Genomic DNA, 26442 nt, shown 5'->3' with positions numbered 1-26442 from the left:
GCGTCCTTTAGATGCGCTCTTTGTAGTTAATAAAGATACACCGCCTCGAAGACTGCCAGCGGTTCATTGCTGTCGCTCGACAGTACAAGCATTGCGCCATCCACGCTCCATGCCGTTACCTCCTTGAGTGCTGCTAGAAAATCTCGCTCAGTTTTCATTTGGGGCGTTGGGCAGGCCATTTTAGTGCTGGCGATTTGCCCAAATGTTATGCGCTCATTTTCCATACGGTAGCTGCCCATCAGGGTATTGCAGCCGGTAGCGCCGGCTAAGCGAGAAGCCTCTTGATGAAGAACCAAATGTGCTTCACGGAAATTCTCATGGGTGACGACCGGTGCGCTATCAAGCGTTACCAGCTTCCAGTAGGTGTTGATCAACGGTTCATTAGGGCGATGCGCTGTCTCGTGGGTATCCATTGTTGCTGAAGAACACCCAGCGGTTATTAATAGCGCGCTGATAAATCCATAAATCGGTAGCTGACTTTTCAAAGTATGATTCCCCATTCAGTTAGATAAAAAGATGAGCAACATTAACCGCAAACATTGTGGCTTGGAGTGAGCTTTTCAGGTGACTTATTGCCTAAAAAGCCACTGTTCAATTTTTTTCACGTAACCTACGTTATCAAACCAGAAATCATGCCTTGCGAGGAAATTTTAGTGGTCTAGGCTACTCCCTGCACGATGTTAGAATCGTGCTGTTTTATTTATATGTACGCTAATCTTTATACGTGCAATATGTTCGATCTGAAACCTAATCATACAAGGAGTGGATTAGATGACAGTCAAAAGCACACCGCTAAATACTGTAACCGCCCATAAGCAATATAGCGAAATGGCCGATACACCTAACGTTCACATTACTCAGGACGTTCACAGTACTCAGGTTCAGCGCAAACAGGTACAGGATGCCTACCCGTCGCGCTTAATCACTCCTCCTGAGAAAACCTGGCTGCCGCGCCAAGATACGGTTGTCAAAGGCCGTCAACTTTCCGGCCCGTTAAGCCAGGCGCAGCTTGATGAGTTTGAACGTAAAGGGTTTCTGTTTATTCCCAACCTCATTGAAGGCGCAGAGCTTGAGGAGCTGCGTCAGGAAATGAAGGCGTTGATGAACAACGATAAGTACCTCAATCAAGACTTCAGCGTCACTGAGCCAGAGAGCCAGGAAATCCGCTCGCTATTTGCGGTGCACTTTCTCTCTGAGCGGTTGGGAAAGCTGGCCAGCGATGAGCGTGTCGCGGGCGCTGCTCGTCAAATCATAGGCGACGACCCTTATGTGCATCAGTCGCGTATTAACTATAAGCCTGGATTTGCCGGTAAGGGCTTTAACTGGCACTCCGACTTTGAGACGTGGCACGCGGAAGATGGCATGCCTGCGATGCACGCGGTGAGCGCATCGCTGATCTTAACTGACAACCATGAGTTCAATGGTCCGTTGATGCTGATCCCCGGTTCGCACAAAAAGTTTGTACCGTGCGTGGGGGAAACACCGGAGGAAAACCACAAAAGCTCGCTGAAAGCGCAGGAAGTGGGCGTGCCAAGCCCAGAAGCACTTACCGAGCTAGTGGCTGAACACGGTATTGAAGCGCCAAAAGGCAAGGCGGGTGGTTTGCTGCTGTTCGATTGCAATACGCTGCATGCTTCTAACGCCAACCTGTCGCCTGACCCGCGTAGCAACGTGTTTTTCGTGTTTAACCGCCAGGATAACCGTTGCCGGGCGCCTTATGCGGCGGCTAAGCAACGGCCTGATTTCCTGGCTCATAGCCCTGATCAACAGGCCCAGCAATATCGCTAACGTGCAGTGGGGAAACAAATTCATGGCCGAAGGGTGTGGAACCTTCGTTTAGGTGGGGTAAACTGTTGCGCCTGTCGTTGCGAAAGCGGCACGCATAATGAGAAGGAGAATACCCGCCATGCGTTTTGTTCTACAGTTTACCGATGGCCAGGAGTTTCCCCACCCGCTGGGCAAGGTTGTCTGCATCGGCCGTAATTATGCCGACCATGCGAAAGAGCTGGATAATCCGGTTCCCACTGAGCCGCTGCTGTTCATAAAGCCATCGACCAGCGTTGTGGATCTAACCAAACCGTTGGATCCGCCGTTTTCACGCGGTGATGTGCATTATGAAGCCGAACTTGCGCTGTTAGTGGGTGAAGCGCTAACCCACGCCACCCTGGATGAAGCCGAGCGTGCGATTGTCGGTATCGGGTTGGCGATGGATTTAACGCTGCGTGATGTACAGACGAAGCTAAAAGAGAAAGGGCATCCCTGGGAAATCGCCAAAGCTTTTGATGGCGCTTGCCCGCTTTCGTCGTTTCTGCCGCTAAGCCGTGTTCCCAACTGGAACGCGCTGGCTTTCACGCTTGAGATTGATGGTGAAGAGCGCCAGCACGGTGAAGGCTCCGATATGATCTTCGCCATACCGACTTTGGTAGCCGAAATGAGCCGTCACTTCACTCTAGAGCCGGGCGATGTGATTTTGACCGGCACGCCATCAGGCGTTGGAGAGCTGGTTCGCGGTTCATCACTGCGTTTAACCTTGACCGGTGGTTTGGTAGTTGAAACCAGCGTAGTCGAGTAGCGAAAAAAGCAGAGTATTGCTGGACAGTGTTGGATCGTGAAGAAGCGCCACCCCAAAAACAGGGTGGCGCTTCTGTTTGGCGTAACCCAATACGTGCCATTCAGTACGGGCTATTCAAGACTGGTTTTCAAGATCGGTTATTCAAGATAGGTATAGCCTTCCAGACCTTCGCTTAAGCTCGCCGCAAAGCGCGCTTGCTCGTCGGCAGTAAAGCCGCTGGCGGCTAGCTGGTCGGTGAGCTTCTGCTTGAGCACATTGGCATTGAAGTTGACGTAGGCAAGTACCTGGGCCACCGAGTCCCCGGCCAGCGGGTTAGATAGTGTCCACTCGCCGTCGGCATTGAGCGCAGCATCAACGGAGTCGGTGTCGCCAAACAGGTTGTGTAGATCGCCAAGAATTTCCTGATAGGCGCCCACTAGAAAGAACCCTAGCCAGCGTTCATCGTCTGAAGCCCACTCGGGAAGCGGTAGGGTGCTCTCGACCCCCTGGCCGTCGACGTAGCTGTCGATGCGGCCGTCGGAGTCGCAGGTGATATCCTGAATCACTGCCCGCCGGGTGGGCGCTTGATCCAGCCCGCTAAGGGGCAGTACCGGGAATATCTGCTCGATGCCCCAAACATCAGGCACCGACTGGAATAGCGAGAAGTTGACGAACAGTTTATCGGCGAGTTTCTCCGCCAGTTCATCCATGATTTCGCGATGGGCACGGTTACGAGTATCCAACTGAGTGCGCAGCCGTGTGCAGGCAGCCATATACACCCGCTCACCTTCAGCGCGGGCGGTAATGTCACTCAAACCCATCACAAAACGTTCCTGCAGTTCGCTAACCGCTTGAAGCAGATCGTGCCACGCTTCCACCAGCATGCGCGGCTCTTGGGCGGTCGCTAACTGCTCGAACACCCGCCACAGCAGCTCTACTTGGGCATCTTCTTGGCTCTCGCCTGCCGAATGCCGTTCAGGCGGCGTGTCGTCGATGCGCTCTTCGCCAATCACGTTAGTGATCAGCACCGCGTGGTGGGCAGTTAGCGCACGGCCGGATTCGCTAATGAGATGAGGCTGTGGCAGGTTCGCCTCTTGGCAGAGCTGGGCAAAGGCGCTGACGACGTTGCGGGCGTATTCACGCATCGAATAGTTAGCTGAGCAGAAGCTGCGCGAGCGAGTGCCTTCGTAATCGATACCCAGGCCGCCACCTACATCGACGGTGTCAATTGGCGCACCCAACTGCATCAGGTTCTGGTAGAAGCGCGCGCACTCACGCAGACCGCGTTGAATATCGCGAATATTGGCGATCTGGGAACCCAGGTGGAAGTGCACGAGCTGCAGGCTTTCCAGCGCCTCCTCGCGACGCAGGGTGTCTACCACCTCGAGAATTTGGCTGGCGGTGAGACCGAACTTAGATTTTTCACCGCCGGTATTCTGCCATTTGCCCTTACCTACCGAGGCAAGGCGGGCGCGCAGGCCAATACGCGGGGTAACATCCAGTTCTCGCGCCTCTTCCAAAATCAACTGCAGCTCGGAGAGCTTTTCGACCACCAAATAGACCTTGTGCCCGAGCTTTTCACCCAGCAGCGCCAAGCGCACATACTCGCGATCTTTGTAGCCATTGCAGACGATCAGCGAAGAGCCGCCGTCAGACAAAGCCAGCACTGCCAGCAACTCGGGCTTGCTGCCCGCTTCCAGACCCACACGGCCGTTGCCGCGCTCGGCGGTGGCCAGAATCTCTTCCACCACTCTGCGCTGCTGGTTCACTTTAATCGGGTAAACGGCGGTGTAGCCGCCCTGGTAGTCGCAGTCGCTCATGGCGGCATCAAAAGCACCACACAGCTGCTCCACCCGGTCGTGAAGAATATCGCTAAAGCGTACCAGCACAGGCAACCGCAGCCCAGCGCTCTGCAACTGGCGAACCAAGCCGCTCAGCGGTAGCGCCGGGCCTTCCGCATCACTACCCAGCGGCCGCACCAGGGCCTGACCTTGATCATCCACGTCGAAGTAACCACTACCCCATTGATCGATATTCCAGGTGCGCCGTGCGCGAAGGGCAGGGCTAGTCGTCGCCATCACACTCATGCAGAAACCTCAGGTAGCGGCAATGCTCCGTGGGCAATGCGCGCAGTTAATATGGTTCGAAAACGTTCGGGGTCGTGAGGCGTCAAATCGTGGGCCGGGGGATCAACATAGACCACCAGCAGGCGTGACAGCCAGTAGCGCAGCGCCGTCATGCGCAGCATGGTGGGCCACAGCTCCCGTTCATCCGCCGTTAACGGCCGGCGCGCCAGGTAGGCGCTCAACAGCGTATTGTAGCGCTCAGCGTTGAGCGTGCCATCGTCGTTAGAGGCCCAGTCGTTGATCACAATCGCCAGATCAAACAGAAGATCCCCAGTGCAGCCATTATAAAAGTCGATAATACCGCCAAGCTGGTCACCCTCAAACAGGGTGTTGTCACGAAACAGATCACCGTGCAGGGCGCCTTGGGGCAGCTCACCGTGTCGCATAAAGGCGCTCTCGAAATCGTCGACTTCATCCTTCATCAACGTTTGATCCGCGGGGCTTAGGTAACTCAATACTTTATGGTGCATCACCTGCAGCCAGTTGAGATCCCGCGGGTTGGGGCGGTGGCCGGGGAAACGCTTTGACACCACGTGCAGATGACCCAAAGTATCGCCTAAGGCATGGCACTGGGCTACATTGGGCGCCTCGGGATGGCGGCCAGGCAGGCGCGGGAATAGCAACGCCGGCTTGCCCTCCAGGCTATGCAGCGCGATACCTTCGCGGTCATGAATGGTGCCGGGCACCGGTAAGCGGTGCTCGTCCAAATAGTCCAGCAGTTCGACAAAGAACGGCAGTTCTGCGTGTTCGCCCTGTTCGAACAGGGTTAATACCAGTTCGCGGCGGTCGGTAGTCACAAAAAAAGTCGAATTTTCGGTGCCGTTCGCGACTCCCTTAAGGGAAACAAAACTGCCCACATCAAATTTTTCTAAAAACGCGGCGACCTGTGCGTCGCTAAGCGGAGTAAATACAGCCATGAGAGTCTCGCCCAGGTTGCTAAGCCCATTATTGTAGCGGCTTGGTCGCTCAGTTGGCAGCGTTGTTGTGATAAGAGAGTCGAGTTTGGCTCTACAGGCTGCCTGTGCAACGCGTATCATGTGAGGCACTCTTATTGGCAATTCTTTTTAAGCAATCCTATCTAACAATGGAACTTGGTTATGGCTCGCGCTCCGATCGTCCTCGTCGATGGCTCTTCCTATCTGTACCGTGCCTTTCATGCGCTGCCGCCGCTAACGACCTCCAATGGTCAGCCAACGGGCGCGGTGAAAGGCGTGTTGAATATGCTCAAACGGCTGATTAAGGATTACCCCGAAAGCCCCATGGCGGTGGTGTTTGACGCGCCGGGCAAAACCTTCCGCGATGAGCTGTACAGCGACTATAAAGCGCACCGCCCGCCGATGCCCGATGACCTACGCAGCCAGATCGCTCCGCTGCACGCCTGCGTGAAGGCGCTGGGCCTGCCGCTGCTTTGCGTTGACGGCGTAGAGGCGGACGATGTGATTGGCACCCTGGCCCATCACGCCACCCAGGCGGGCCGCGATGCAGTGATCTCCACCGGCGATAAGGATATGGCGCAACTGGTTAATGCCCATATCACTCTGGTGAACACCATGAAGGATGAAACCCTGGATGAGGCGGGCGTAGAAGAAAAATTCGGTCTGCCGCCCGCATTGATTATCGATTTTCTCGCCCTGATGGGTGACAAGGTCGATAACATTCCCGGTGTGCCCGGCGTGGGTGAAAAGACCGCTATTGGCCTGCTGCAGGGCATGGGCGGCGGGCTGGAGACCATTTACGGCGATTTAGAGCGAGTGAAAACGCTCACTTTCCGGGGCGCCAAAACTCTGCCCAAGAAGCTTGAAGAGCATCGCGATCAGGCGTTTCTCTCCTATCAGCTGGCCACCATTAAAGTCGACTGCGAGTTGCCGGTGGGCTTGGATGATTTGGATATTGCTCATCCGGATCGCGAAGCGCTGGTCACCCTGTATAAAGAGATGGAGTTCCGCCAGTGGCTGGGTGAGCTGCTGGAAGGCAAAGACGAAGGCGTGGATGACGTTAAAGGCGGCGAGCCTGCGCCCGTAAGCGCTGAAGAAGGTGGTAGCGAGTCCGAGGGGGCGAGCGCTTCTGTGCAAGCCTCTGTTCGTGAGGATCAGGTCATCCTCGAACAGGCAGACTTCGAGCGCTGGCTGGATCGGCTGCAAAACGCCGAGCGCTTCTGTTTCGATCTGGAAACCACCAGCCTTAATTACATGGATGCGGAAATTGTTGGCGTTGGCTTGTCGCTGGAAGTGGGTGAGGCGGCCTATATTCCGCTTGCCCACGACTACCTGGATGCGCCTAAGCAGCTTGACCGTAAAACGGTGCTGGCGGCGCTAAAACCGCTGCTGGAAGACCCGACAAAAACCAAGATTGGCCAAAACCTCAAGTACGATATTTCCGTGCTGGCCAACTATGCGATTTCCGTGGCAGGCCCTTTTGCTGACACCATGCTGGCGTCGTATGTGCTCAATTCCACCGCCACCCGGCACGATATGGATTCGCTGGCGCTCAAGTATTTGGGTGAAAAGACCATCTCCTTTGAAGAGATTGCCGGTAAGGGCGCCAAGCAGCTCACCTTTAACCAGATTGCCCTGGAGCAGGCGGCGCCTTACGCCTGCGAAGATGTCGATATCACCCTACGGCTGCAGCAAACGCTACGCTCACAGGTCGAAAACGAGGGGCGCTTGGCAGAAGTGCTGGATAATATCGAACTGCCGCTGATCAAAGTGCTCTCGCGCATTGAGCGTAATGGGGTGGCGGTGGATGCTGACCTACTGCACAAGCAGAGCCAGCAGTTAGAAAAGCGTATTGGCGAGCTAGAGCGCGAAGCGTTTGAACTGGCCGGGCGCGAATTTAATCTCGGCTCACCCAAGCAGTTAGGGCAGATTCTGTTTGAAGAGCAGAAAATTCCGGTGCTCAAGAAAACCCCTAAAGGCGCACCCTCTACTGCGGAAGGTGTGCTGGAAGAGTTGGCGCTGGATTACCCACTGCCCAAGGTGATTATGCAGCATCGGGGGCTGGCCAAGCTGAAGTCGACCTACACCGATAAGTTGCCTAGGCTGCTCAATAAAGCCACCGGCCGGGTGCACACCAGCTACCACCAGGCGGTCACCGCCACCGGCCGGTTGTCGTCGTCGGACCCGAACTTGCAGAATATCCCCATTCGTACCGAAGAGGGGCGCAAAATTCGTCAGGCGTTTATCGCCCGCCCCGGTTATCGCATTGTTGCCGCGGACTATTCCCAGATCGAGCTGCGTATTATGGCGCACCTTTCCGAGGACAAAGGCCTGCTGGAAGCCTTTGCCGAGGGGCGTGATATCCACACTGCTACCGCGGCGGAAGTGTTTGGCACCTCCCTTGATAAGGTGTCGGGCGACCAGCGGCGCAGTGCCAAAGCGATTAACTTCGGCTTGATCTACGGCATGAGCGCCTGGGGGCTGTCGCGCCAGCTGCATATCGAACGCAATCAGGCGCAGACCTACATCGACCGCTACTTCGACCGCTACCCCGGCGTGGCCCGCTATATGGAGCGCATCCGTTCCCAGGCGGGGGAAGATGGCTTTGTCGAAACCGTGCTGGGTCGGCGGCTCTACCTGCCGGAAATCCAGTCGCAAAACCGCAACCGCCGTCAAGGCGCCGAACGCACCGCCATTAACGCACCGATGCAGGGCACCGCGGCGGATATCATCAAGCAGGCGATGATCGACGTGGATGCATGGCTGGCAGAAGGTGAGTTCGACGCGCTGATGGTCATGCAGGTGCACGATGAGCTGGTATTTGAAGTGGCCGAGAAGCAGGTCGAGGCGTTTATCGAGCAGGTGCAAAAACGCATGCAGGGTGCGGCAGCGCTAAAAGTGCCGCTAATAGTAGAGGCGGAGAGCGGCGCCAATTGGGATGAGGCGCACTAGCCAGGTGATAAGGGCATTTTGTCGCAACCGCAACATGCATAGATAAGGAATTGACCAGGATCAAATTTTTGACTCAGGTGGAGGAATAAGCTTATACACATCGCTTTGCCTGGGTTAGCAGCTGTTTGTGGCTTCCCGGTGGGGCGAAGGGTGTGTTTACGCTATCCATCGGGAGTCACTCATGGACATTGTTGAATTATCCAGGTTGCAGTTCGCCTTTACGGCGATGGTGCATTTCCTGTTTGTACCCTTAACGCTAGGGCTGTCGATACTGCTGGCGATCATGGAGTCGGTCTATGTCATGACCGGTAAAACCATTTATCGTCAGATGACCAAATTCTGGGGCAAGCTGTTTGGTATTAACTTTGCGTTAGGGGTAACGACCGGTATCGCCATGGAGTTCCAGTTCGGCACTAACTGGTCGTACTACTCTCACTATGTCGGCGATATTTTCGGAGCACCCCTGGCGATAGAAGCCTTGATGGCGTTCTTCCTTGAGTCGACCCTGGTCGGGCTGTTCTTCTTCGGTTGGGACCGCCTGTCAAAAGAGAAGCACCTGGCGGTTACCTGGCTCATGGCCTTGGCGACCAATATGTCAGCTCTGTGGATTCTGGTAGCCAATGGCTGGATGCAGCATCCCGTGGGGTCAGAGCTCAACCTTGCCACCATGCGTATGGAGTTGGTCAGCTTTGCAGAGGTGCTGCTCAACCCCGTCGCCCAAGTCAAATTTGTGCATACCGTGTCAGCGGGGTACGTCACCGGGGCGATTTTCGTGTTGGCAATTTCAAGCTGGTACCTGCTCAAGGGGCGTGAGATTGCCTTTGCGCGGCGCAGCTTTGCGATTGCTTCTGCCTTCGGGTTGGCCAGCGCGCTATCGGTCATTGTACTGGGCGATGAGTCTGGCTATGAGCTGGGGGACGTGCAGAAGGTCAAGCTGGCCGCCATCGAAGCAGAGTGGCAAACCCATCCCGCGCCTGCGGCTTTCACGCTATTTGGGCTCCCCAACGAGGCGGAACAACATACCGACTTTGCCATCCGCATACCTGGCGTGATGGGCTTGATCGCCACGCGCTCGCTGGATACCGAAGTGATGGGTATTCGAGAGCTTAAGGAAGAGCACCGCGAGCGCATCGTCAATGGCCAGGAGGCCTACGCTCTCATGCAGCGCTTGCGCAGTGATGAAGAGCGCGAAGGGGATATGGCTCGGTTCGAGGAAGTGCGCAGCGATCTCGGTTATGGGCTACTGCTCAGTGCCTATAGCGACGATGTAGCCAATGCGACCACTGCCGAAATTGATCAAGCCGTTGAAGCGTCGATTCCCAAGGTTTGGCCGCTTTTCTGGTCTTTTCGGGCCATGGTCGCCGCGGGCTTTAGCATGCTGTTGCTGTTTGCGCTGGCCTTCTGGCATAGCGTACGTCGTCAGCCAGAGAAGTCCCGGTGGCTACTTCGCTTCGCGCTGTTCAGCCTACCGCTGCCTTGGATTGCCTGTGAAGCGGGCTGGTTCGTGGCCGAATATGGGCGTCAGCCGTGGGCAATCGGCGAGATATTGCCGGTGCACTTGGCCATTTCCAGCCTGACTGCTGAGCAGGTGCTGTTTACCCTGATTTCTATTGGCGTCCTCTACACCACCTTCGTCATCATCGAAATGTGGCTGATGCAACACTTTGCCCGCAAAGGGCCCTCCGGTAGCGGTTACCTGGATGATGACGCTGAGTCTGACTATCCAATCTCAACCCCAGCACGGGAGGCATGATGATGGACTACGAAACCCTTAGGTTTGTCTGGTGGGTGCTGATCGGCGTGCTATTGGTGGGCTTCGCGGTCACCGATGGTTTTGATATGGGCGTTGCCGCCTTGCTCAACGTTGTCGGGCGCGGCGATGAGGAGCGCCGGGTGATGATCAACTCTATGGCACCCCATTGGGACGGTAATCAGGTCTGGCTGGTCACCGCAGGGGGCGCACTGTTTGCCGCTTGGCCACCTGTTTACGCAACGGCCTTCAACGGCTTCTATCTCGCCTTGATGCTGACACTGTTCGCGCTTTTTCTTCGCCCCCTGGCGTTTGATTATCGCTCCAAATTGGAAAATCCTACATGGCGCCGTCGTTGGGATTGGGGGTTGACGATCGGCTCCGCCGTTCCCGCGCTGATCTTTGGTGTCGCCTTTGGCAATCTCTTGCAAGGCGTTCCCTTCCAGTTCGATGACTATCTGCGCCTGGAGTATCAGGGCGGCTTGCTGGGCCTATTAAACCCCTTTGCGCTATTGGCCGGGTTGTTGAGCCTGCTGATGTTCGTCACCCATGGAGCGGCTTGGCTGCAGCTTAAAACTGAGGGTGAACTGCGCAGCCGTAGTGCGGCCATCGGCAGCCTGACAGCACTGATATGCGCGGCACTGTTCGTGCTGGGTGGGGTGTGGCTGCTCCTGGGCGTTGATGGCTACCAAGTGACTAGCGTAATCGATACCCAGGGGTACAACGATACCACTGGTAAAATCGTGGCGGTGAGTGCTGGCGGCTGGATGACCAACTACAGCCGCTTCCCGCTGTTGTGGCTACTGCCAGTACTGGGCGTCTTAGGTTTTGTGCTCTGCGCGCTGACCATGAAGCTGGGACGCCACGCGCTGGCATTTACCAGTTCGGCTGTCGCCATGGCCATGGTGGTGGTCACAACGGGCGTTACGATGTTTCCCTTCGTGATGCCGTCGTCGCTGAACCCCAACCATAGCCTGACCATGTGGGATGCCACGGCGAGCGAGTTGACGCTCAAGATCATGTTTGTGGTGGTGTGTATCTTCGTGCCGTTGGTGCTGCTGTATACCGCCTGGAGTTACTGGGTCATGCGTGGACGCCTGAACGAGCAGTTTATTCGTGATAACGACAAAGCGCTTTACTGAGGAGGGTATCGTATGTGGTATTTCGCCTGGATTTTGGGTGTCACGCTGGCGGCCACCGTCAGCATTCTTAACGCCATGTGGCTTGAAGTGAATGGCTATGAAGGCGAATCCGAGCATGAGCGGAGCGACTGAAGCCAATGACCCGCGGCAGCGGCTGAACCGCTGCCTTGCCCCACAACGCTGGTGGTTGCGGGGCGCCACGCTGCTAGCGATGATCGGCGTGGTATTGCTGATTGCCCAGAGTTGGCTGTTGGCCACTATTTTTCACCATTGGTTACTGCTTTGGCAGGGTAGGGAGTCGCCGGGCCATCCGACGGTTTGGCTAGCAGGGCTGGCCATTTGCATGGTGCTACGCCCTTTTCTCCACGCTGGCCGGGAATGGCTGTCTCGTCAGGCCAGCCTGCGTGCTCGTGACGCCTTACGCAGCCAGTTATTAACGCAGCTTGGCCACCTTGGGCCGGTTAGGCGCCAATTTGGCAGTGATGGCGCCTTGGCCACTCAGGTGCTGGAGCAGGTGGATGCCTTGGACGGCTACGTTAGCCGCTATCGGGTACAGAGCTTGCTGGCGGTACTAGTGCCCTGCCTGATAGCGGCGGTGGTAGCGTTTTATAGCCCGCTGGCCGCGGGATTGATGCTAATGACCGCGCCGTTGGTGCCACTATTTATGATCCTGGTGGGACGTGCTGCTGCGGGTGCCAGTCAGCAGCAGTTCGTCGCCTTGGCGCGTATGGGGGGCCGCTTCCTCGACCTGGTTCGTGGGATGGCGACGCTACAGCGCATGGGAGCAACTGACCAAGCAGAGACCAAGGTCGCCCAGGCGAGTGACGCCTACCGTGGGCGTACTATGCGGGTGCTTAGACTTGCCTTTCTATCCAGCGCGGTGCTGGAGTTTTTTGCCGCGCTGGCGATTGCCTTGGTGGCGCTTTATCTCGGCTTAGGGCTGCTTGGCCTTTTGCCCTGGGCGAAAGCGGAGGTGCCGGTACCCTATCAGGGGGCGCTGTTTATTTTACTGCTGGCGCCCGAGTTCTATGCGCCGCTTCGCCAATTGGGCACTGACTATCATGCTCGGGCGGAAGCAATCGGTGCCATGCAGGCGTTGACGCCTCTGCTGGAAGCTGACACTTGGCAGCCTCAAGAGGCACCGCTACCCCCGGTAGCGAGAAACGTCGAGTCTTTCACCGTGGAGTGTAACGAGCTGAGTGTTCGGGGTGAAGGCGGTCGTCTTCGTCTGGCTCCGCTTAACCTCACGCTGGCGGCGGGCGAAAGGGTGTTGGTGCAGGGCGAAAGCGGAGTGGGCAAGTCGAGCCTTTTGCATGCGTTGTTGGGATTTAGCGCTTACCAGGGCAGCCTGGAGGCGAAGGGTTGCGAACTTGCCCAGTGGCCCCGCGCCACCTGGCAACGCCAGCTTGGCTACCTCAGTCAGCAACCACCGATCCAGTCTGGCAGCATTGCAGATAACCTGCGCTTGGCGGCTCCGGATAAAACAGATCAAGAGCTTATTGAGGTTCTGACCCTGGTTGGCCTGTGGCCGATTCTGCTTCGCGGTAATGGGCTTGCCACGCAGCTGGGCGAGCGCGGACAGGGGCTATCCGGTGGCCAGCTACAACGTTTGGGATTGGCGCAGTTGCTGCTTCGTGATGCAGCGCTATGGCTATTCGATGAGCCCACGGCCCACCTTGATCCGGATGCCGCCTGGCAACTCAATGCATTGATCGGAAAGCTTAGCCGTGGGCGTAGCGTGCTTATCGTCAGTCACGAGTCGGCGGGGCTGGAGTGGGTCGATCGGCAAATTGAGCTGTCATCGAAAGAGGTCATGACATGCTGCGATTAAACAAGACCCCCTCTGTAGAACAACCTCCCACTATCCGGCTGCGTGATTTGCTGTTGCTTCGGCGTGGCGGCTGGTCGCTGGCGTTCTTGCTAGGCGCCGCCACGCTGCTGGCTGTGATTGGCTTGCTGGCTATCTCGGGTTGGTTTATTACCGCGGCGGCGGTTGCCGGTACGATGACGGCGACCGCCTTCGGTTTCGACTATTTTCGCCCCGCAGCGCTGATTCGTCTGTGCGCCATTGTGCGCACGGCCGGGCGCTACGGTGAACGCCTAGCGTCCCATGATGCCGCGCTAGGGTTGCTGAAGGATCTGCGTTGTCGATTGTTCATGGCATTGGGGAAAAAGCCATTACTGCAGGCGGCTTCCAGTCCTTCTCACCACGGCACGGCCAACGCTATGCATCGCCTTGTGACCGATATAGACCAGCTTGATCAGGTGGTATTACGGGCGCTCCTGCCCTGGGGCTGGGCCGGGCTAATGGTGGTGGTTGTCATGGCAGGGCTTTACTGGCTGAGTGGCACCCTGATGTGGGCTGCTTTGCCGGGAGTGCTGTTAGCCTGGCTGGGGTTGCCGTTACTGGCGTTATGGCGTGGTATTGATCAGGCACGCCAGAGTGCCGAACTTGCTGAGCGTCGTCGGGTGGCACTGATTGAGCCCTTGGCAGCCATTACCTCATTAGTGCTGTGGGGGCGATGGCCAGAGATGGCCCAACGAGTGAAAAAATGGGACGCCGACTACTTGGCGCATCAGGAGCGCCAGCAACTGCTTGCCAGCCTGACCACCGCGTTGCAGCAGGTGGCGCTGGGAGCTGCCATCGTTAGTGTGCTATGGCAGGCAGAAGCACTGTTAGCGGCCAGCCATTTGACGGTGCCAATGCTGTTAGCCGCCGTCTTGGCGATCCTGGCATTAGGGGAAATATTGGCACCACTGACCCATAGTTTTCTTGCCTTGGGCGCGAGCCTTGCCGCACGGAATCGCCTCAATGCCCTGTCGGAAGGGGCGCCTAGGGCGCAAGCCGCTATTGAGGAGGTTGAAATCACACCGCCCAGCTGGCAACTAAATGTCAGCCAATTAACAGCACGCCTGCCTGGAGCACTGGTGGGGCCGCAACGTATCAACCTGGCGTTGAAGAGCGGTGAAATACTCTGTTTACGTGGCCCCTCGGGGTGTGGCAAATCGACCTTGTTGCAGGTATTGGCCGGCGAGTTGCTGCCGCTGTCCGGGGAGTGTTGCCTTAATGGTTATCCCATTGAGCAGTGGTCAATGCACAACGCCGTCGGCTATCTGCCCCAACAGTGGGATTTGTTTGACATGAGTCTGGCGGAAAATCTACGCCTTGGTGCCCGTCATGCCGGTGATAGTGAGCTGTGGAGCGTTCTTGATGATTTGGTGCTAGGCACCTGGGCGCGAGGGTTGCCCCAGGGGCTTGAGACACCTTTGGGCGAGTATGGAGCAGCCGTCTCTGGAGGTCAGGCGAGACGTATCGCCCTGGGACGGGTGCTGCTGGCGCGACGGCCCATTCTGCTGCTCGACGAGCCGTTAGCCGGGCTTGACGCGGTAACTCGGCGTCATGTCGTCACCAGCCTTGTGCGCCGCGCACAGCATGGGATTCTGGTTATTTCTAGCCACGTGCCATTAGAGCTGCCTGAAAGTCAGGTGCGTACCCTCTATATGCAGGAAGATGGTCGTCCCCGGCGCTTTCCGCCAGTGCCAGCATGTTTAGAAGCGCTATAACGCAAAACACCCGCAGCTGCGGGTGTTTCTAGCCTCTACTTAGGTGGTTTTTGCCTAGCGAGGTTCTTCCTTCAATGCGGGCAGGGGGGCTTAACGCCAGCCGACGCGATCAAAAATGCGGATCGCTTCAGGGTTGTTTTCACCTAGCACGCTGATGTTCACGTCATCCGTTTTGAAGTTGCCCCAGGATTCCAGCACCGGGTCTTTCTTGATGCCGTCAACTACCGGGAACTCATTGTTGCCGGAGGCGAAAATTTCCTGAGCAGTGTCGGAAGACAGGTATTCGAGGAAGCGAATGGCGTTTTCGCGGTTAGGCGCACCTTCCACCACACCGGCTCCGCCAACGTTCACGTGAGTGCCGCGGTCATCCTGGTTGGGGAAAATAATACCCACTTTGCGGGCGGCTTCGCGCTCGGCGTCGTCATCAGACTTCAGCAGGCGAACATAGTAGTAGTGGTTAGCCACGGCGATGTCACACTCGCCGCTGGCCACGCCCAGAATCTGGTCGGTATCGCCACCTTCCGGATCCCGCGCCATGTTATTGACCACGCCCTGGGCCCACTCTTCAGCACCCTCTTCACCGTGGTGCTCGATCATTGCGGCCAGCAGCGACTGATTGTAAATGTTGTTGGAAGAGCGAATGCACACCTTGCCTTCAAACTGCGGGTCGGCAAGGTCTTCGTAGCTAGTGATCTGGCTCGGATCGAAGTTTTCACGGTTATAGAAAATAACCCGTGCGCGCTGACTAAAACCGAACCACAGGCCGTCAGGGTGGCGCATGGCTTCGGGCAGGCGCTCGTTGAGAACGTCCGACTCGACGCTTTGGAAGATGCCTTCATCTTCAGCGCGCCAGAGGCGGCCAGCATCGACGGTGAGCATGATGTCTGCAGGGCTGGCCACACCTTCGCGCTGAATGCGCTCGATCAGCTGATCGGAGTCGCCTTCAAGGATGTTGACTTCGATGCCTGTCTCTTCGGTGAACGCATCGTAGAGGCGCTCGTCAGAGTCGTAGTGGCGTGCGGAGTAAAGGTTGAGCTCGTCTGCCACGACCTGACCGGCAAACGTAGCGCCCACCATCATCGCTGCCATCGGAGCAACAAAGCGTACGGTTTTCATCAAGCACATCCTTATTTATTGAATGATAATAAGTTACATTATTAACATTGTTATTGAAGCGTTTCGTATGCCTTCAGTCAAGAGCAAATGCCTACCCAAAAGGTGGTACGTGCATATCGGGGCAATTAAAAATAGAATGCAAACAACTTTCAAATGTACTGAATCCGCGTTTAGTCTTTTAGAGGTGCGGTTTGCTCACCTGGAAAGTGCTATTCAGACAGTGCTAATTAATAGCGGTGATTTATGACGGCAACTCTAAAGGTAACTGAAAGAAGGGCTGCTGAAGCAGCGCCTGGCTCTTCGGCGTTAACCCTGCGTAATGTACGCCACGCTTATGATGGCCATACGGTCGTCAAAGGGGTGGACTTAAGCGTTGCTCCAGGTGAGGTGGTCTGCCTATTGGGGCCCTCTGGTTGTGGCAAAACAACGCTGCTGCGTATCGCTGCGGGCCTTGAAGTGCTGCAAGAGGGCAACGTTTACTTAGAGGATATTTATATTGCAGGCCCGGGCCAGCGTCACGTGCCGCCGGAGAAACGCAATGTCGGGCTGGCGTTTCAAGACTCGGCACTTTTCCCCCACTTAACCGTTTTGGAAAATGTCACCTTTGGACTTAAACATTTAGCTTCTCGCGAGCGTCGGGAGCGGGCGGCCAAACTGCTTGAGCAGTTGGGTATGGCTGCGTATATCGATGTTTACCCACATATGCTTTCAGGGGGGCAGCAGCAGCGGGTGGCCCTGGCACGGGCGCTGGCGCCATCTCCGCGCTTAATGCTGTTGGATGAACCGTTTTCAAGCCTTGATGCGCGGCTGCGAGACCGAATCCGCGACGATACGCTGCACGTGCTTAAAAAAGTCGGCGCGGCGACGTTGCTGGTGACCCATGACCCCGAAGAGGCCATGTTTATGGCCGATCGCATCGCGCTAATGCGGGATGGCCGGATCGTGCAAACGGGAACGCCGCGAGAGCTTTACTGCTCACCTCAAGACCCTTTTGTCGTGACCTTTTTTGGCGACGTCAATGAGCTACAGGGCAAGGTGCATAACGGCGCGGTTAACACGCCCGTGGGGCGGGTGCCGGCCGGTGGGCTAGCGGAAGGCAGCGACGCCCAGGTCATGATTCGCCCTGAGGCGCTGCGTATTGTTGAGCGTGAACTGCCTGCGGATGAGCACCGCCATAGTCATGTGGTAATGGCGAAGCTGCTGGGGCGGACCAGCCTGCTACACCTGTGTGCCCATGGTGGAAACGGCCTTGAGGCCCACCTGCACGCCCGCGTACCTGGGGTGTTTTTACCCGCGGAGGGGCAGCCGGTGGATATTCACCTCGACCTTTCACAGGTATTTGTTTTTCCCCTTGTGGCCTAGCAATTAGTGCTTGGCATTTAGCTTTTACGACTGAGCGCCGGGACGTGAGCGGCGCATGGCCATGCTAAGCAGAATGACCGGCAGGATGCCCACTACCACAATTGCCAATGACGAGGTCGATGCTTCGGCCAATCGCTCGTCAGAGGCGAGATTATGCGCCCGCACGGCCAGGGTGTCGAAGTTGAAGGGGCGCAGAATAATCGTCGCGGGCAGTTCCTTCATGACGTCAACGAAGACTAAAATTCCCGCCGCCAACAGGCTGCTGCGCATCATTGGTGTATGAATGTGGCGCAGCGTGCCCCCTGCCGTTTGACCCAGGGTGCGCGAGGCGGCGTCCATGCTGGGGGTTACTTTGCCTAAGCTCGCCTCAACGGCATTGAACGAGACAGCTAGAAAACGCACGACATAGGCGTATAACAAAATAAACGCCGACCCACTGAAGACCAGGCCAACGATGTAGCCATAGTGATTATTCAGCCAGGTGTTGAGGGCGTTATCCAACCAGGCAAACGGAATCAGAATACCCACCGCGACTACCGAACCGGGAATCGCGTAGCCCATAGAGGCTACGCGAGAAGCCACCCGCGCAAACGTCGTATCGTGCATGCGTACGCCGTAGCTCAGCACAACGGCCAAGCCTACGGCGATCAGCGCGGCCACGGTTGCCAGCCCCAGGCTGTTCCAGGCGTAGCCGATAAAGCGCGAGCCCCATAGCGAATCGCCCCCCTGCAGGGCTAAATTGAGCAGAATGCCGCTGGGCAGTAAAAAACCCACCAGCACCGGCACCAGACAAGCCAGCGTCGCTGCCGCTGCGCGCCAGCCGTGCAGCGCGTACTCGGGCAACTGCTGATAGCGATTGGTGGTGTGGAAGTAGCGGCGCTTACCCCGTGACCAGCGCTCCAGCAGCACTAGCACAATCACGAAGGTGAGCAGGCACGCCGCCAGCTGTGCTGCCGCTACCTGTTCACCCATGCCAAACCAGGTGCGGTAGATGCCGGTGGTAAAGGTATCCACGCCGAAGAACTGAACCGCCCCAAACTCGTTAAGTGTTTCCATCAGAACCAGCGATACCCCACCCACCAGCGCCGGGCGTGCCAACGGTACGGCGATACTGGCAAACAGTTTCCAGGGGCCGCGGCCAAGAGTGCGGCCCACATCCAGCACGCAGACCGACTGCTCTAAAAACGAGGCGCGGGCCAGCAGGTAGACATAGGGGTAAAGCACCAGGGTAATCACCGTCGCGGCGCCACCAAGGGAGCGAATATTGGGAAAGTAGTAGTCGCCATACTCCCAGCCAAATGTCTCGCGTAGCAGGCTTTGTAACGGCCCGGCAAATTGGAGAAAGTCGGTGTAAGCGTAGGCGATAACGTAGGTGGGTACTGCTAACGGCAGCAGTAGCGCCCACTCGAATAGTCGCTTGCCGGGAAAGCGGCACATGACCACCAGCCAGGCCGTCCCGGTACCGATGATAAGCGTGCCGAGTCCTACGGTCACAACGAGCCAGAAGGTGTTGTTCAAATAGCGGCCAAGTACGGTGCTGGCCAAGTGTTGCCAAACGCCATCGGTGGGCATTGCGATATGGGCAAACACCACCAGCACAGGCAGCGCCACGACGAATGCCACTGCTATCAGGGCAATCGACCAGGGGCTAGCGCGACGGCTAAGTGAAGAGGAGAAGGCGAATAGCCCGCGATAGCCGGATCTGAACAAACGAACACTCCTTGCAGCAGCGTAAAGTGGCGCAGCGCACTTAATGCGAAATAGTGACGGGCGTGAATAGTAGCACTGGCGCTGCGCTGCTGCAGCTTTGCAGGCGGGTAGGTGGTGCAAAAAAGCCCGCCGAAGCGGGCCATAATGGTTGGACGTTAAGCTTTAAGTTCAGAGGGCCTAGTAACCGCCCAACAGCATTCTAGGCAGGCCGGTAATCAACCATGGGAAGAACGCCATTAGCGTACAAGCCAGCAGAATCAAGGCGACGAAAGGCACGACCGCTTTGTACAGATCGACGATTTCGACCCCAGGTGGTGCCACGCCTTTTAAGTAGAACAGCGCATAGCCAAAGGGCGGGGTCAGGAACGATGTCTGCAGTACTACCGCCACCATCACCACGAACCAGAGCATATCCACGCCCATGGTTTCGACGATGGGCAGCATGATCGGGAAGCTCAGTAGTACGATGCCGGTCCAATCCAGGAACATGCCCAGGATAAATACCAGGAACAGCATCAGGATCAGTGCCCCAATGGTGCCGCCAGGCATTGCCAGCACAAGGTCGCTAATCACGGTCATGCCGCCACCACGCGAGAACACACCGGTAAAGGCCGTGGCACCGACGAGTACCAGCATGACCATGGTGGTGGTCTTGCCCGCCTCTATCATCGTCCAGAAGCAGGTGCTGATTTTGCGGTCGCCGAAGATCATAAACAGGATAAAGGCGATAAAGACGCCGATAGCGGATGCTTCAGTGGCGGTGGCGACGCCGGTAAATAACGCGCCCAGCACGCCCAGGATCAACGACATGGGGGGAAGCACATACTTCGCCAGCATGATCAGCAGTTGTTTAGTGCTGACTTCGGCGCGTTCTTCGGCTGGTACCTTAGGGCCATAGTGCGGTTTGATGTAGCAGATGATCAGTACGTAGAGTGCATACATGACCCCAAGTAGCAGGCCGGGAATCAGCGCGCCTGCAAACAGTGCGCCCACGGAAACCGGTGAGTAGCTGGCCATCAGAATGAGCATGATGCTGGGCGGAATCAAGATGCCTAAGCAACCGCTGGCCATAATAACGCCTGCGCTCAGCTCTTTGTTGTAGCCATACTTGAGCATCGGCACCAGGGCAATCATGCCCATTACCGCAATTGAAGCGCCAACAATACCGGTGGTAGCCGCTAGCAGCACCGACACAATGACCACGGTAAGCGCCAAGCCACCGCGCAGGTTGGCCAGCAATAGGCGCATGGCGTCAAACATCTTCTCAGTAACACCGGAATCGTTTAAGAACCTCGCCATCAATATGAATAGCGGTATCGCGACCAGGACATAGTTATCCATGGCGTTACCGAAAATATTGTTGATCAGGGTGCCGAGAATGCGCTCGCCGGGGCCAAGAAAGGCACCGATAACGGCTACACCGCCTAGCACAAACGCCAACGGGTGGCCCATAAACAGCCCCACCATCAGGCCGCCAAACATCACCAGCGTGAGTACTTCAGGACTTAGGTTCATGCTGATGCCTCCTCACGAAGCTGCATGATGGCACGCAGCACAATGGCAATTGCCTGCAGCAGAATCAGGATAGCGGCCACCACAATCACCCCTTTGATCGGGTAGACCGGGATTGAGACCATGCCATAGGTGGTTTCACCGCGGCTCCAGGCGCGTTCAAAGAAGCTCCAGCCCAGGGTGATCAGCATCCAGATAAAGGGGACAAAGAAAATCAGGTAACCAAGCAATTCCAGCACCGCTTGCTTTTTGCGCGACAGCAGACGTTTTAATATATCGACTTCCACGTGGGCATGATGTTTGAGCCCATAGGCCGCCATTAGCATAAAGTGGGCGCCAAACAGCATTTTGGTCACGTCAAATGCCCAGTCGCTAGGGCGCCCAAACAGAAAGCGTGACGCAATATCGTAAAGAACAATCAGGGTAATGATGGCAATCAATGGAGCGATGACACGCCCAAAAGCTTCATTGATGGCATCGATCGCCTTGGCAATCGCATTCATGGAAGATCTCCGCGGTCAGCACAAAAAAACCGCCCTGGCAAACACCAAGGCGGCACAGAAGCGCCTTACAGGCAGGCTTCGATCTCTTCCAGTGAGGGCAGGTTATCCATCACGCGACTCATGTTGAAAGGAGCGGAAACATCGCGCCAGGTTGCGTAGTGCTCAAGGTAGGCAATCATCGACTGGTAGACCTTGGCGTGGTCAGCAGATTCGCAAGCACCGCGCAGAATCACTTCGTTGGTGACTTCCTGAATGCGCGCCAAATCTTCTTCAGAGAACTGATTGATCGTGACGCCTGCGTCGATGAACTTCTGTGTGGCTTCGGTCGACTGGCGCTCAGACCAGGCCAGTGACCATGCCATGGTGGCATCCGCCGCAATACGCAGAGTCTCTTGGGTCTCTTCTGAGAGGGCGTCCCAGGCGTCTTTATTGATCATTACGCCAAATACGCTGGCAGACTGGTGCCAACCGGGGGTTGCCCAGTAGTCCGCCACTTCGGCAAAACCGGCATTAAAATCAACGCCAGGGGTGGAGAATTCACCCGCATCGATAACGCCGCGTTCAATGGCTTGGTAGACTTCACCACCCGCCAGAGTGACTTGCGAGCCGCCCAGCTCTTCGAGTACGCGGCCCTGGTCGCGGCCCGAAAGGCGCAGACGCTTGCCTTCCAGGTCGGCAATGCTTTCAATCGGGGTGCGGCCCATAAAGCCCGACTCATTGTTGGTAATGCCGTAAGGCAGATAAACCATGTTGAACTGGCCGTAGATCTCTTCGTACAGCTCGCGGCCGCCCCACTGCTGAATCCAGTTAAGGTAATCAACGCCATTAAACAGGCTGGTGGTCGTGGCCAGTGGTGAAAAAGCGGGGTTCAAGCCGGCCCAATAGCCCGGCCAGTCGCCTGCGGCTTCAATGCTGCCCGTTTCGGTGGCGTCAAATACTTCTGTGCCGGGCATCAGCGTACCGCCGGCACGGAAATTGATCTGTAGCTCTTCTCCCGCCAATTGATTGACCAGTTCCACCCAGTGCTGGTCAATCTTGATCAGGTCAAGGTTTTCCGGCCAGGTGCTGGTCATTGTCCACTCTTCTTGTGCTTGGGCGGTGGTCGTTAAGGCAGCGAAGGCAATACCAGCGGCAAGGCCGGTGAGGGCAAATTTGTTCATTGTTTTCATGATGTATTTCCTGGTTTGGCGCGTGGCGTTATTAGTGTTGGGTACCTGGATGCAGGAAAGTGCAGCGCTGCTGGGTTACGTTTACGTAAACATGGGTTTTAGCGCTGCAGAGCTAAATTAGCACAACAACCCCGCTGCAGTGCAATATCAATAATGTAAGAGATTTCAGCCGTTGGTTTTTATGGGAAAACCCTATTGGTTTAATTAAAACAAATAGTTATGTTGTTTTTTAAGCGTCGAGATGAGTAGTTGCGTCTCTCAAGAACGTTGAAAGGAGTTAAATTGTTCAACCAAAGTTGTAGCATAAGCGCTCCATAAGAGGCTCAGCGGCACACTTACACACTTAATAGGGTAACGTGATGGGAAGCAGTCGCGCTGGAGCAGGAAATCATTTGTTAAATATCCATGTGCTAGAGAATAAACCGCAAGCGCGGATGGTGGCGGCGTTGGTTCATCATGCGCAGCGTTTGGCCCGCCGCCGCTGGCGCCAGCTTGTGTGGCTAAGCGGCGATGCCGAGCAGTGCCAATCCCTTGCGCAGGCTTTATGGCAAGCCCACCCCTGGAGTGCGCCGTTATGGGTGGGGGGCGAACACCTGTCGCCACGCAAGGCGCGCACGCGCCTGGGCGCAGAACACCAGTTGGTAGTGCTCGACACCCACCGCACCGGGTTTGATCCCGAAGCCTTGGGGGCGCTGGCGGGAACGCTCACCGCCGGTGGTTTGCTGGTATTGCTCACCCCGCAGCCGTGGGGAGAGTCACCGGATCCAGATTACGCACGTTTTGCTGATCATCCCTGGCGCTGGTCAGAGCTGAGCTGCCACTACCTGGCGCGCTTAGCGCGCCAGTTGCAGGCCTCGTCTCAGGTAGTGCGCTGGCGCGCTGACCAGACGCTGTATCTACCTCGACTGCCTGTGCGCAAAGCAGATGAAGCCGCAAGTGGCGATAGCGACTGCCTGACTTCAGACCAAGCCTACGCAGTGACACAGCTGGTTGGCTTAAAGCGCCGCCGCCCGTTGGTAATAACCGCTGATCGTGGGCGCGGCAAAAGCGCCGCGCTGGGCATTGCCTGTGCTCGGCTGCTGACCCACAAAGCCCAACGAGTAGTGCTCACTGCGCCGCGGCTGAGTGCGGTGGAGAGCGTGTTCGAGCGGGTAGCGGAACTCTGCCCGGATGGCCGTCGTGTCGCTACCGGCCACTTTGTATTGGCCGAGGGCAGCGAGCTGATGTTTTTACCCCCGGATGTGCTCACCGAGCAGGTTAAAGCTCAGCAGCAGGGCGGTGATGGCAGTTATCTAATGGTCGATGAGGCGGCGGCGATTCCCGCTGCACTGTTGGGCCAGTGGCTCGCGGTCTTTCCGCGTATTGCTTTTGCCACCACGGTGCACGGCTATGAGGGGTCGGGAAGAGGCTTCGCCTTGCGCTTTCGCGCGACCCTTGATCGCCTGACGCCCCAGTGGAAAGCGCTAACGCTTAACGCACCGATCCGCTGGCGCAGCGGCGACCCGTTGGAAGCTCTGGTCAATCAACTGCTGTTGTTAAAAGCACCGCTGCCCAGCGCTCAGACGGATGGCAGCGCAGTGGCAACCAAGGTGATTGATCGAGCTCGCCTCGCCCATCAAGACGCTATGTTGGAGAAGCTGTTTGGGCTGCTGGTACAGTCGCACTACCGCACCTCTCCCAATGACCTGCGCCAACTGCTTGACAGCCCGTGTGCTCAGCTACGCATGATTGAGCAGGCAGGTGAACCTCAAGCGGTGTTGGTCACCCGTGAAGAGGGCGGCTTTGAGGCCACTCTTGCCGACCGGGTCGCCCGCGGTGAACGACGTCCCCAGGGGCATTTGTTGGCGCAATCGTTGGCAACTCATGCCGGTAGCCGTGAGGCATTGACTGCCCGCTGGCGTCGAGTGGTACGTATCGCTACCCACCCCGAGCGGCGACGCCAAGGCTTGGGGCAAGCGTTACTAGGCGAGGATATGGACGCTGCCAAGCAGCAAGGTGCTGCACTTTATGGCGCGACCTTCGGCGCTGAAGCGTCACTGCTGCGCTTTTGGCTGGCGCTGGGTTTTACGCCGGTACGCTTAGGGATTACTCGGGAGACATCCACCGGGGAGTTCGCTGTTATGGTGGCCAAAGCGTTGAATTCAGAGGGCGAGGCGGTGCTTGCTGATCTTAGTGAGCGCTTCCAGACGGCGCTCCCAGCTCTGCTGGCTTTTGAACTCAAGGCGCTACCCGCAGCAGTGCTCGTAGTGCTGCTCGCTCAAATGCCAAGCATGCCACTGAGTGACCGCGAGTGGCAGGATATCGAGGACGTAGCGACCGCCCATCGCGACCCCGCTCTTGCCCGCTCGGCTCTGCAAGCCTTGGCCCGCGTAGCCAGCCACCGCGCTTTAACTGAGACACAACAGCAGGCACATCAACAATTATCTGCCTGGGCGTTCCAAAATATCGCTCTGGCGGATGCTCATAACGACGCAGTGAAATCCCTGCGCCTCGCTGTCAACAGCCTCATTGAGGTAAAGTAGATCGGTTACCGATAACGAAGAGTCTTTATGAACGCACATCTTGACGCGCTTGAGCCCTCCTTGGTTTGGCGCCACTTTCGAACGCTTTGTAATACGCCGCGCCCCTCTGGGCATGAGGCGGCACTCGTCGCTACCCTCGAAAGCTGGGCCGATGCCCAAGGCCTCGCCCACGACCGGGATACCTTCGGTAATTTACGCCTGCTTAAGCCAGCCTCTCCCGGCTGCGAACAGGCGCCCGGCGTGGTACTCCAGGGCCACCTGGACATGGTGGCCCAGGCCAACAGCGATCATGCTCACGACTTTACCCGCGACCCGATCAGTACCTATGTGGCCGACGGCTGGCTGCACGCCGATGGCACCACTTTGGGCGCAGACAACGGATTGGGCGTGGCGGCGATTCTCGCCGTGCTGGAAGACCCTGATTTACGCCACGGGCCGTTGGAAGCGCTATTCACCTTGGAAGAAGAGACCTCCATGGGCGGCGCTCTGAACCTGGCTGAAAATTGGCTCGAAGGTTCGCTGCTACTCAACCTGGATAGCGAAGATCGGGGGCAGGTCTATATTGGCTGTGCGGGCGGGGCCGACGTTGAAGTCGATGCCCAACTGCCCAGTGCCGCCGCTGGCGACCACGAACGGGTGATCGAAATCGTCTTGACCGGCCTGAAGGGTGGCCACTCCGGCGCGGATATCCATAAGCCGCTGGGTAACGCCAACCGGTTGTTGGTTAGAGTGCTGCGCTCCCTTGAGGCGTTTGATGCGCGCTTGATTAGCTACCAAGGCGGCACCTTGCGCAATGCGATTCCCCGGGAAGCCTTTGCCCAGGTGGCACTGCCCGCCGATGAAGTGGATGCGGCCATGGTGTCTATCGCCGGGCTGGAAACGATTCTGTTAAGAGAGTTAGGCAGTGGCGACAGCGGCCTTAAAATTAGCGCCCAACGTCTGACTGAGATACCCGACGCGGAGCCGCTAACCTTGGACGCCAGCGTTATGCTGCTGGCCGCGCTTCACGCTGCCCCCTGTGGCGTCGAGCGGATGAGCGCGGATGTGCCAGGCGTAGTGGAAACCTCCAATAACCTGGGCGTGCTAAGCCTGGAAAATGGCCGGTTACATCTCTGCGCACTGGTACGCTCACTCCACGACAGTGCGGTGGTGGCCATGGCGGATCGCTTTCAAGCGCTGTTTGGATTGATTGGCGCACGGGTAAAAGTTGAGAACAGCTACCCAGGTTGGGCGCCGAATCCGAATGGCGAGCTTCTAGCGACCTTTAAAGCCCGCCATGCGGCGCTGCTGGGCCGTGAGCCGGAGGTGAAGGTGATTCATGCCGGGCTCGAGTGCGGCATTCTTGGCGGCAAATACCCGCATTTGGATATGATCTCTTTTGGCCCGCTGATTCGCGGCGCCCATTCGCCGGATGAGCGGGTAGAGATCGCCTCTGTGGAGGAGTTTTGGTCAATGCTGCGGGCGCTGATTGAAGATCTTGCCGATCAGCGCTAGTTCTCCTACGCGAATACAAAAACGGCACCTAGAT

Annotated in this window: 19 protein-coding genes; 11 read left to right on the top strand and 8 right to left on the bottom strand. The window is 57.1% G+C overall.

All coding sequences use genetic code 11. The features are described 5' to 3' along the window. Positions 1–26 precede the first annotated feature (26 nt). Positions 27–413, bottom strand: coding sequence for an META domain-containing protein (locus tag HALTITAN_RS23465; RefSeq protein WP_051052217.1), 387 nt, complete (start codon positions 411–413; stop codon positions 27–29). A 358-nt stretch (positions 414–771) separates the two neighbouring features. Between HALTITAN_RS23465 and thpD the strand changes: the two genes are divergently transcribed. Both thpD and HALTITAN_RS23455 read left to right on the top strand, forming a co-directional pair. After that, positions 772–1788, top strand: a complete 1017-nt coding sequence (thpD, locus tag HALTITAN_RS23460; RefSeq protein WP_009288587.1) for an ectoine hydroxylase — start codon at positions 772–774, stop codon at positions 1786–1788. A 118-nt stretch (positions 1789–1906) separates the two neighbouring features. Next, on the top strand, positions 1907–2572 hold the full coding sequence (locus HALTITAN_RS23455; protein WP_039860817.1) for a fumarylacetoacetate hydrolase family protein: 666 nt from the start codon (positions 1907–1909) through the stop codon (positions 2570–2572). A gap of 137 nt (positions 2573–2709) precedes the next feature. On the opposite strand, the gene speA is transcribed toward HALTITAN_RS23455, so the two are convergent. Both speA and HALTITAN_RS23445 read right to left on the bottom strand, forming a co-directional pair. Beyond that, positions 2710–4638 (bottom strand): biosynthetic arginine decarboxylase, encoded by a 1929-nt coding sequence (gene speA / locus HALTITAN_RS23450; protein ID WP_009288586.1) that lies wholly within the window; start codon positions 4636–4638, stop codon positions 2710–2712. Then, entirely contained in the window at positions 4635–5594 is a 960-nt protein-coding gene (locus HALTITAN_RS23445; protein ID WP_039860825.1) for a homoserine kinase, read from the bottom strand. Before HALTITAN_RS23445 ends, speA begins: the two co-directional genes overlap by 4 nt. A gap of 180 nt (positions 5595–5774) precedes the next feature. Here HALTITAN_RS23445 and polA point away from each other — a divergent pair, with 180 nt between their 5' ends. From polA to cydC, 6 genes are all read left to right on the top strand, one after another. Further along, on the top strand, positions 5775–8564 hold the full coding sequence (gene polA, locus HALTITAN_RS23440) for a DNA polymerase I (protein ID WP_039860814.1): 2790 nt from the start codon (positions 5775–5777) through the stop codon (positions 8562–8564). 181 nt (positions 8565–8745) lie between these two features. Next, positions 8746–10317: a cytochrome ubiquinol oxidase subunit I gene (locus HALTITAN_RS23435; RefSeq protein ID WP_039860813.1), complete on the top strand. Its 1572-nt coding sequence runs from the start codon at positions 8746–8748 to the stop codon at positions 10315–10317. Beyond that, positions 10314–11456 carry a cytochrome d ubiquinol oxidase subunit II gene (gene cydB / locus HALTITAN_RS23430; protein WP_009288582.1) on the top strand — a complete coding sequence of 381 codons (1143 nt, stop codon included), beginning with the start codon at positions 10314–10316 and terminating at the stop codon, positions 11454–11456. Before HALTITAN_RS23435 ends, cydB begins: the two co-directional genes overlap by 4 nt. A gap of 12 nt (positions 11457–11468) precedes the next feature. Beyond that, the gene (gene cydX / locus HALTITAN_RS24620) at positions 11469–11588 is read left to right on the top strand and encodes a cytochrome bd-I oxidase subunit CydX (protein WP_051052215.1); all 120 of its coding nucleotides are present in this window, start codon (positions 11469–11471) and stop codon (positions 11586–11588) included. After that, entirely contained in the window at positions 11572–13287 is a 1716-nt protein-coding gene (cydD, locus tag HALTITAN_RS23425; protein WP_152419310.1) for a thiol reductant ABC exporter subunit CydD, read from the top strand. Before cydX ends, cydD begins: the two co-directional genes overlap by 17 nt. Further along, positions 13275–15020, top strand: coding sequence for a thiol reductant ABC exporter subunit CydC (cydC, locus tag HALTITAN_RS23420; protein ID WP_009288580.1), 1746 nt, complete (start codon positions 13275–13277; stop codon positions 15018–15020). Before cydD ends, cydC begins: the two co-directional genes overlap by 13 nt. 90 nt (positions 15021–15110) lie before the next feature. Here the strand turns inward: cydC and HALTITAN_RS23415 are convergent, their stop codons facing one another. Beyond that, positions 15111–16136, bottom strand: a complete 1026-nt coding sequence (locus HALTITAN_RS23415; RefSeq protein ID WP_022522061.1) for a Fe(3+) ABC transporter substrate-binding protein — start codon at positions 16134–16136, stop codon at positions 15111–15113. 243 nt (positions 16137–16379) lie between these two features. Between HALTITAN_RS23415 and HALTITAN_RS23410 the strand changes: the two genes are divergently transcribed. Then, entirely contained in the window at positions 16380–17498 is a 1119-nt protein-coding gene (locus HALTITAN_RS23410; protein ID WP_039860811.1) for an ABC transporter ATP-binding protein, read from the top strand. Between the two features lie 24 nt (positions 17499–17522). Here the strand turns inward: HALTITAN_RS23410 and HALTITAN_RS23405 are convergent, their stop codons facing one another. From HALTITAN_RS23405 to dctP, 4 genes are all read right to left on the bottom strand, one after another. Further along, entirely contained in the window at positions 17523–19208 is a 1686-nt protein-coding gene (locus tag HALTITAN_RS23405) for an ABC transporter permease (protein WP_027958852.1), read from the bottom strand. 177 nt (positions 19209–19385) lie between these two features. Beyond that, a complete protein-coding gene (locus HALTITAN_RS23400; protein ID WP_009288578.1) occupies positions 19386–20723 on the bottom strand; it encodes a TRAP transporter large permease in 1338 nt (445 codons plus the stop codon). Next, positions 20720–21223, bottom strand: a complete 504-nt coding sequence (locus HALTITAN_RS23395) for a TRAP transporter small permease subunit (protein WP_009288577.1) — start codon at positions 21221–21223, stop codon at positions 20720–20722. Before HALTITAN_RS23395 ends, HALTITAN_RS23400 begins: the two co-directional genes overlap by 4 nt. A 65-nt stretch (positions 21224–21288) precedes the next feature. Further along, the gene (gene dctP / locus HALTITAN_RS23390; RefSeq protein ID WP_009288576.1) at positions 21289–22392 is read right to left on the bottom strand and encodes a TRAP transporter substrate-binding protein DctP; all 1104 of its coding nucleotides are present in this window, start codon (positions 22390–22392) and stop codon (positions 21289–21291) included. A gap of 434 nt (positions 22393–22826) precedes the next feature. Between dctP and HALTITAN_RS23385 the strand changes: the two genes are divergently transcribed. Both HALTITAN_RS23385 and HALTITAN_RS23380 read left to right on the top strand, forming a co-directional pair. Further along, positions 22827–24914, top strand: coding sequence for a tRNA(Met) cytidine acetyltransferase TmcA (locus tag HALTITAN_RS23385; protein ID WP_039860824.1), 2088 nt, complete (start codon positions 22827–22829; stop codon positions 24912–24914). A gap of 27 nt (positions 24915–24941) precedes the next feature. Beyond that, positions 24942–26408 carry an aminoacyl-histidine dipeptidase gene (locus HALTITAN_RS23380; RefSeq protein WP_009288574.1) on the top strand — a complete coding sequence of 489 codons (1467 nt, stop codon included), beginning with the start codon at positions 24942–24944 and terminating at the stop codon, positions 26406–26408. The last annotated feature ends 34 nt before the right edge of the window (positions 26409–26442 follow it).

Origin of the sequence: Vreelandella titanicae BH1, assembly GCF_000336575.1 — a bacterium.
In the GTDB taxonomy this organism is placed as follows: Bacteria; Pseudomonadota; Gammaproteobacteria; order Pseudomonadales; family Halomonadaceae; genus Vreelandella; species Vreelandella titanicae.
This window is presented reverse-complemented; position numbering and strand designations above follow the sequence as displayed.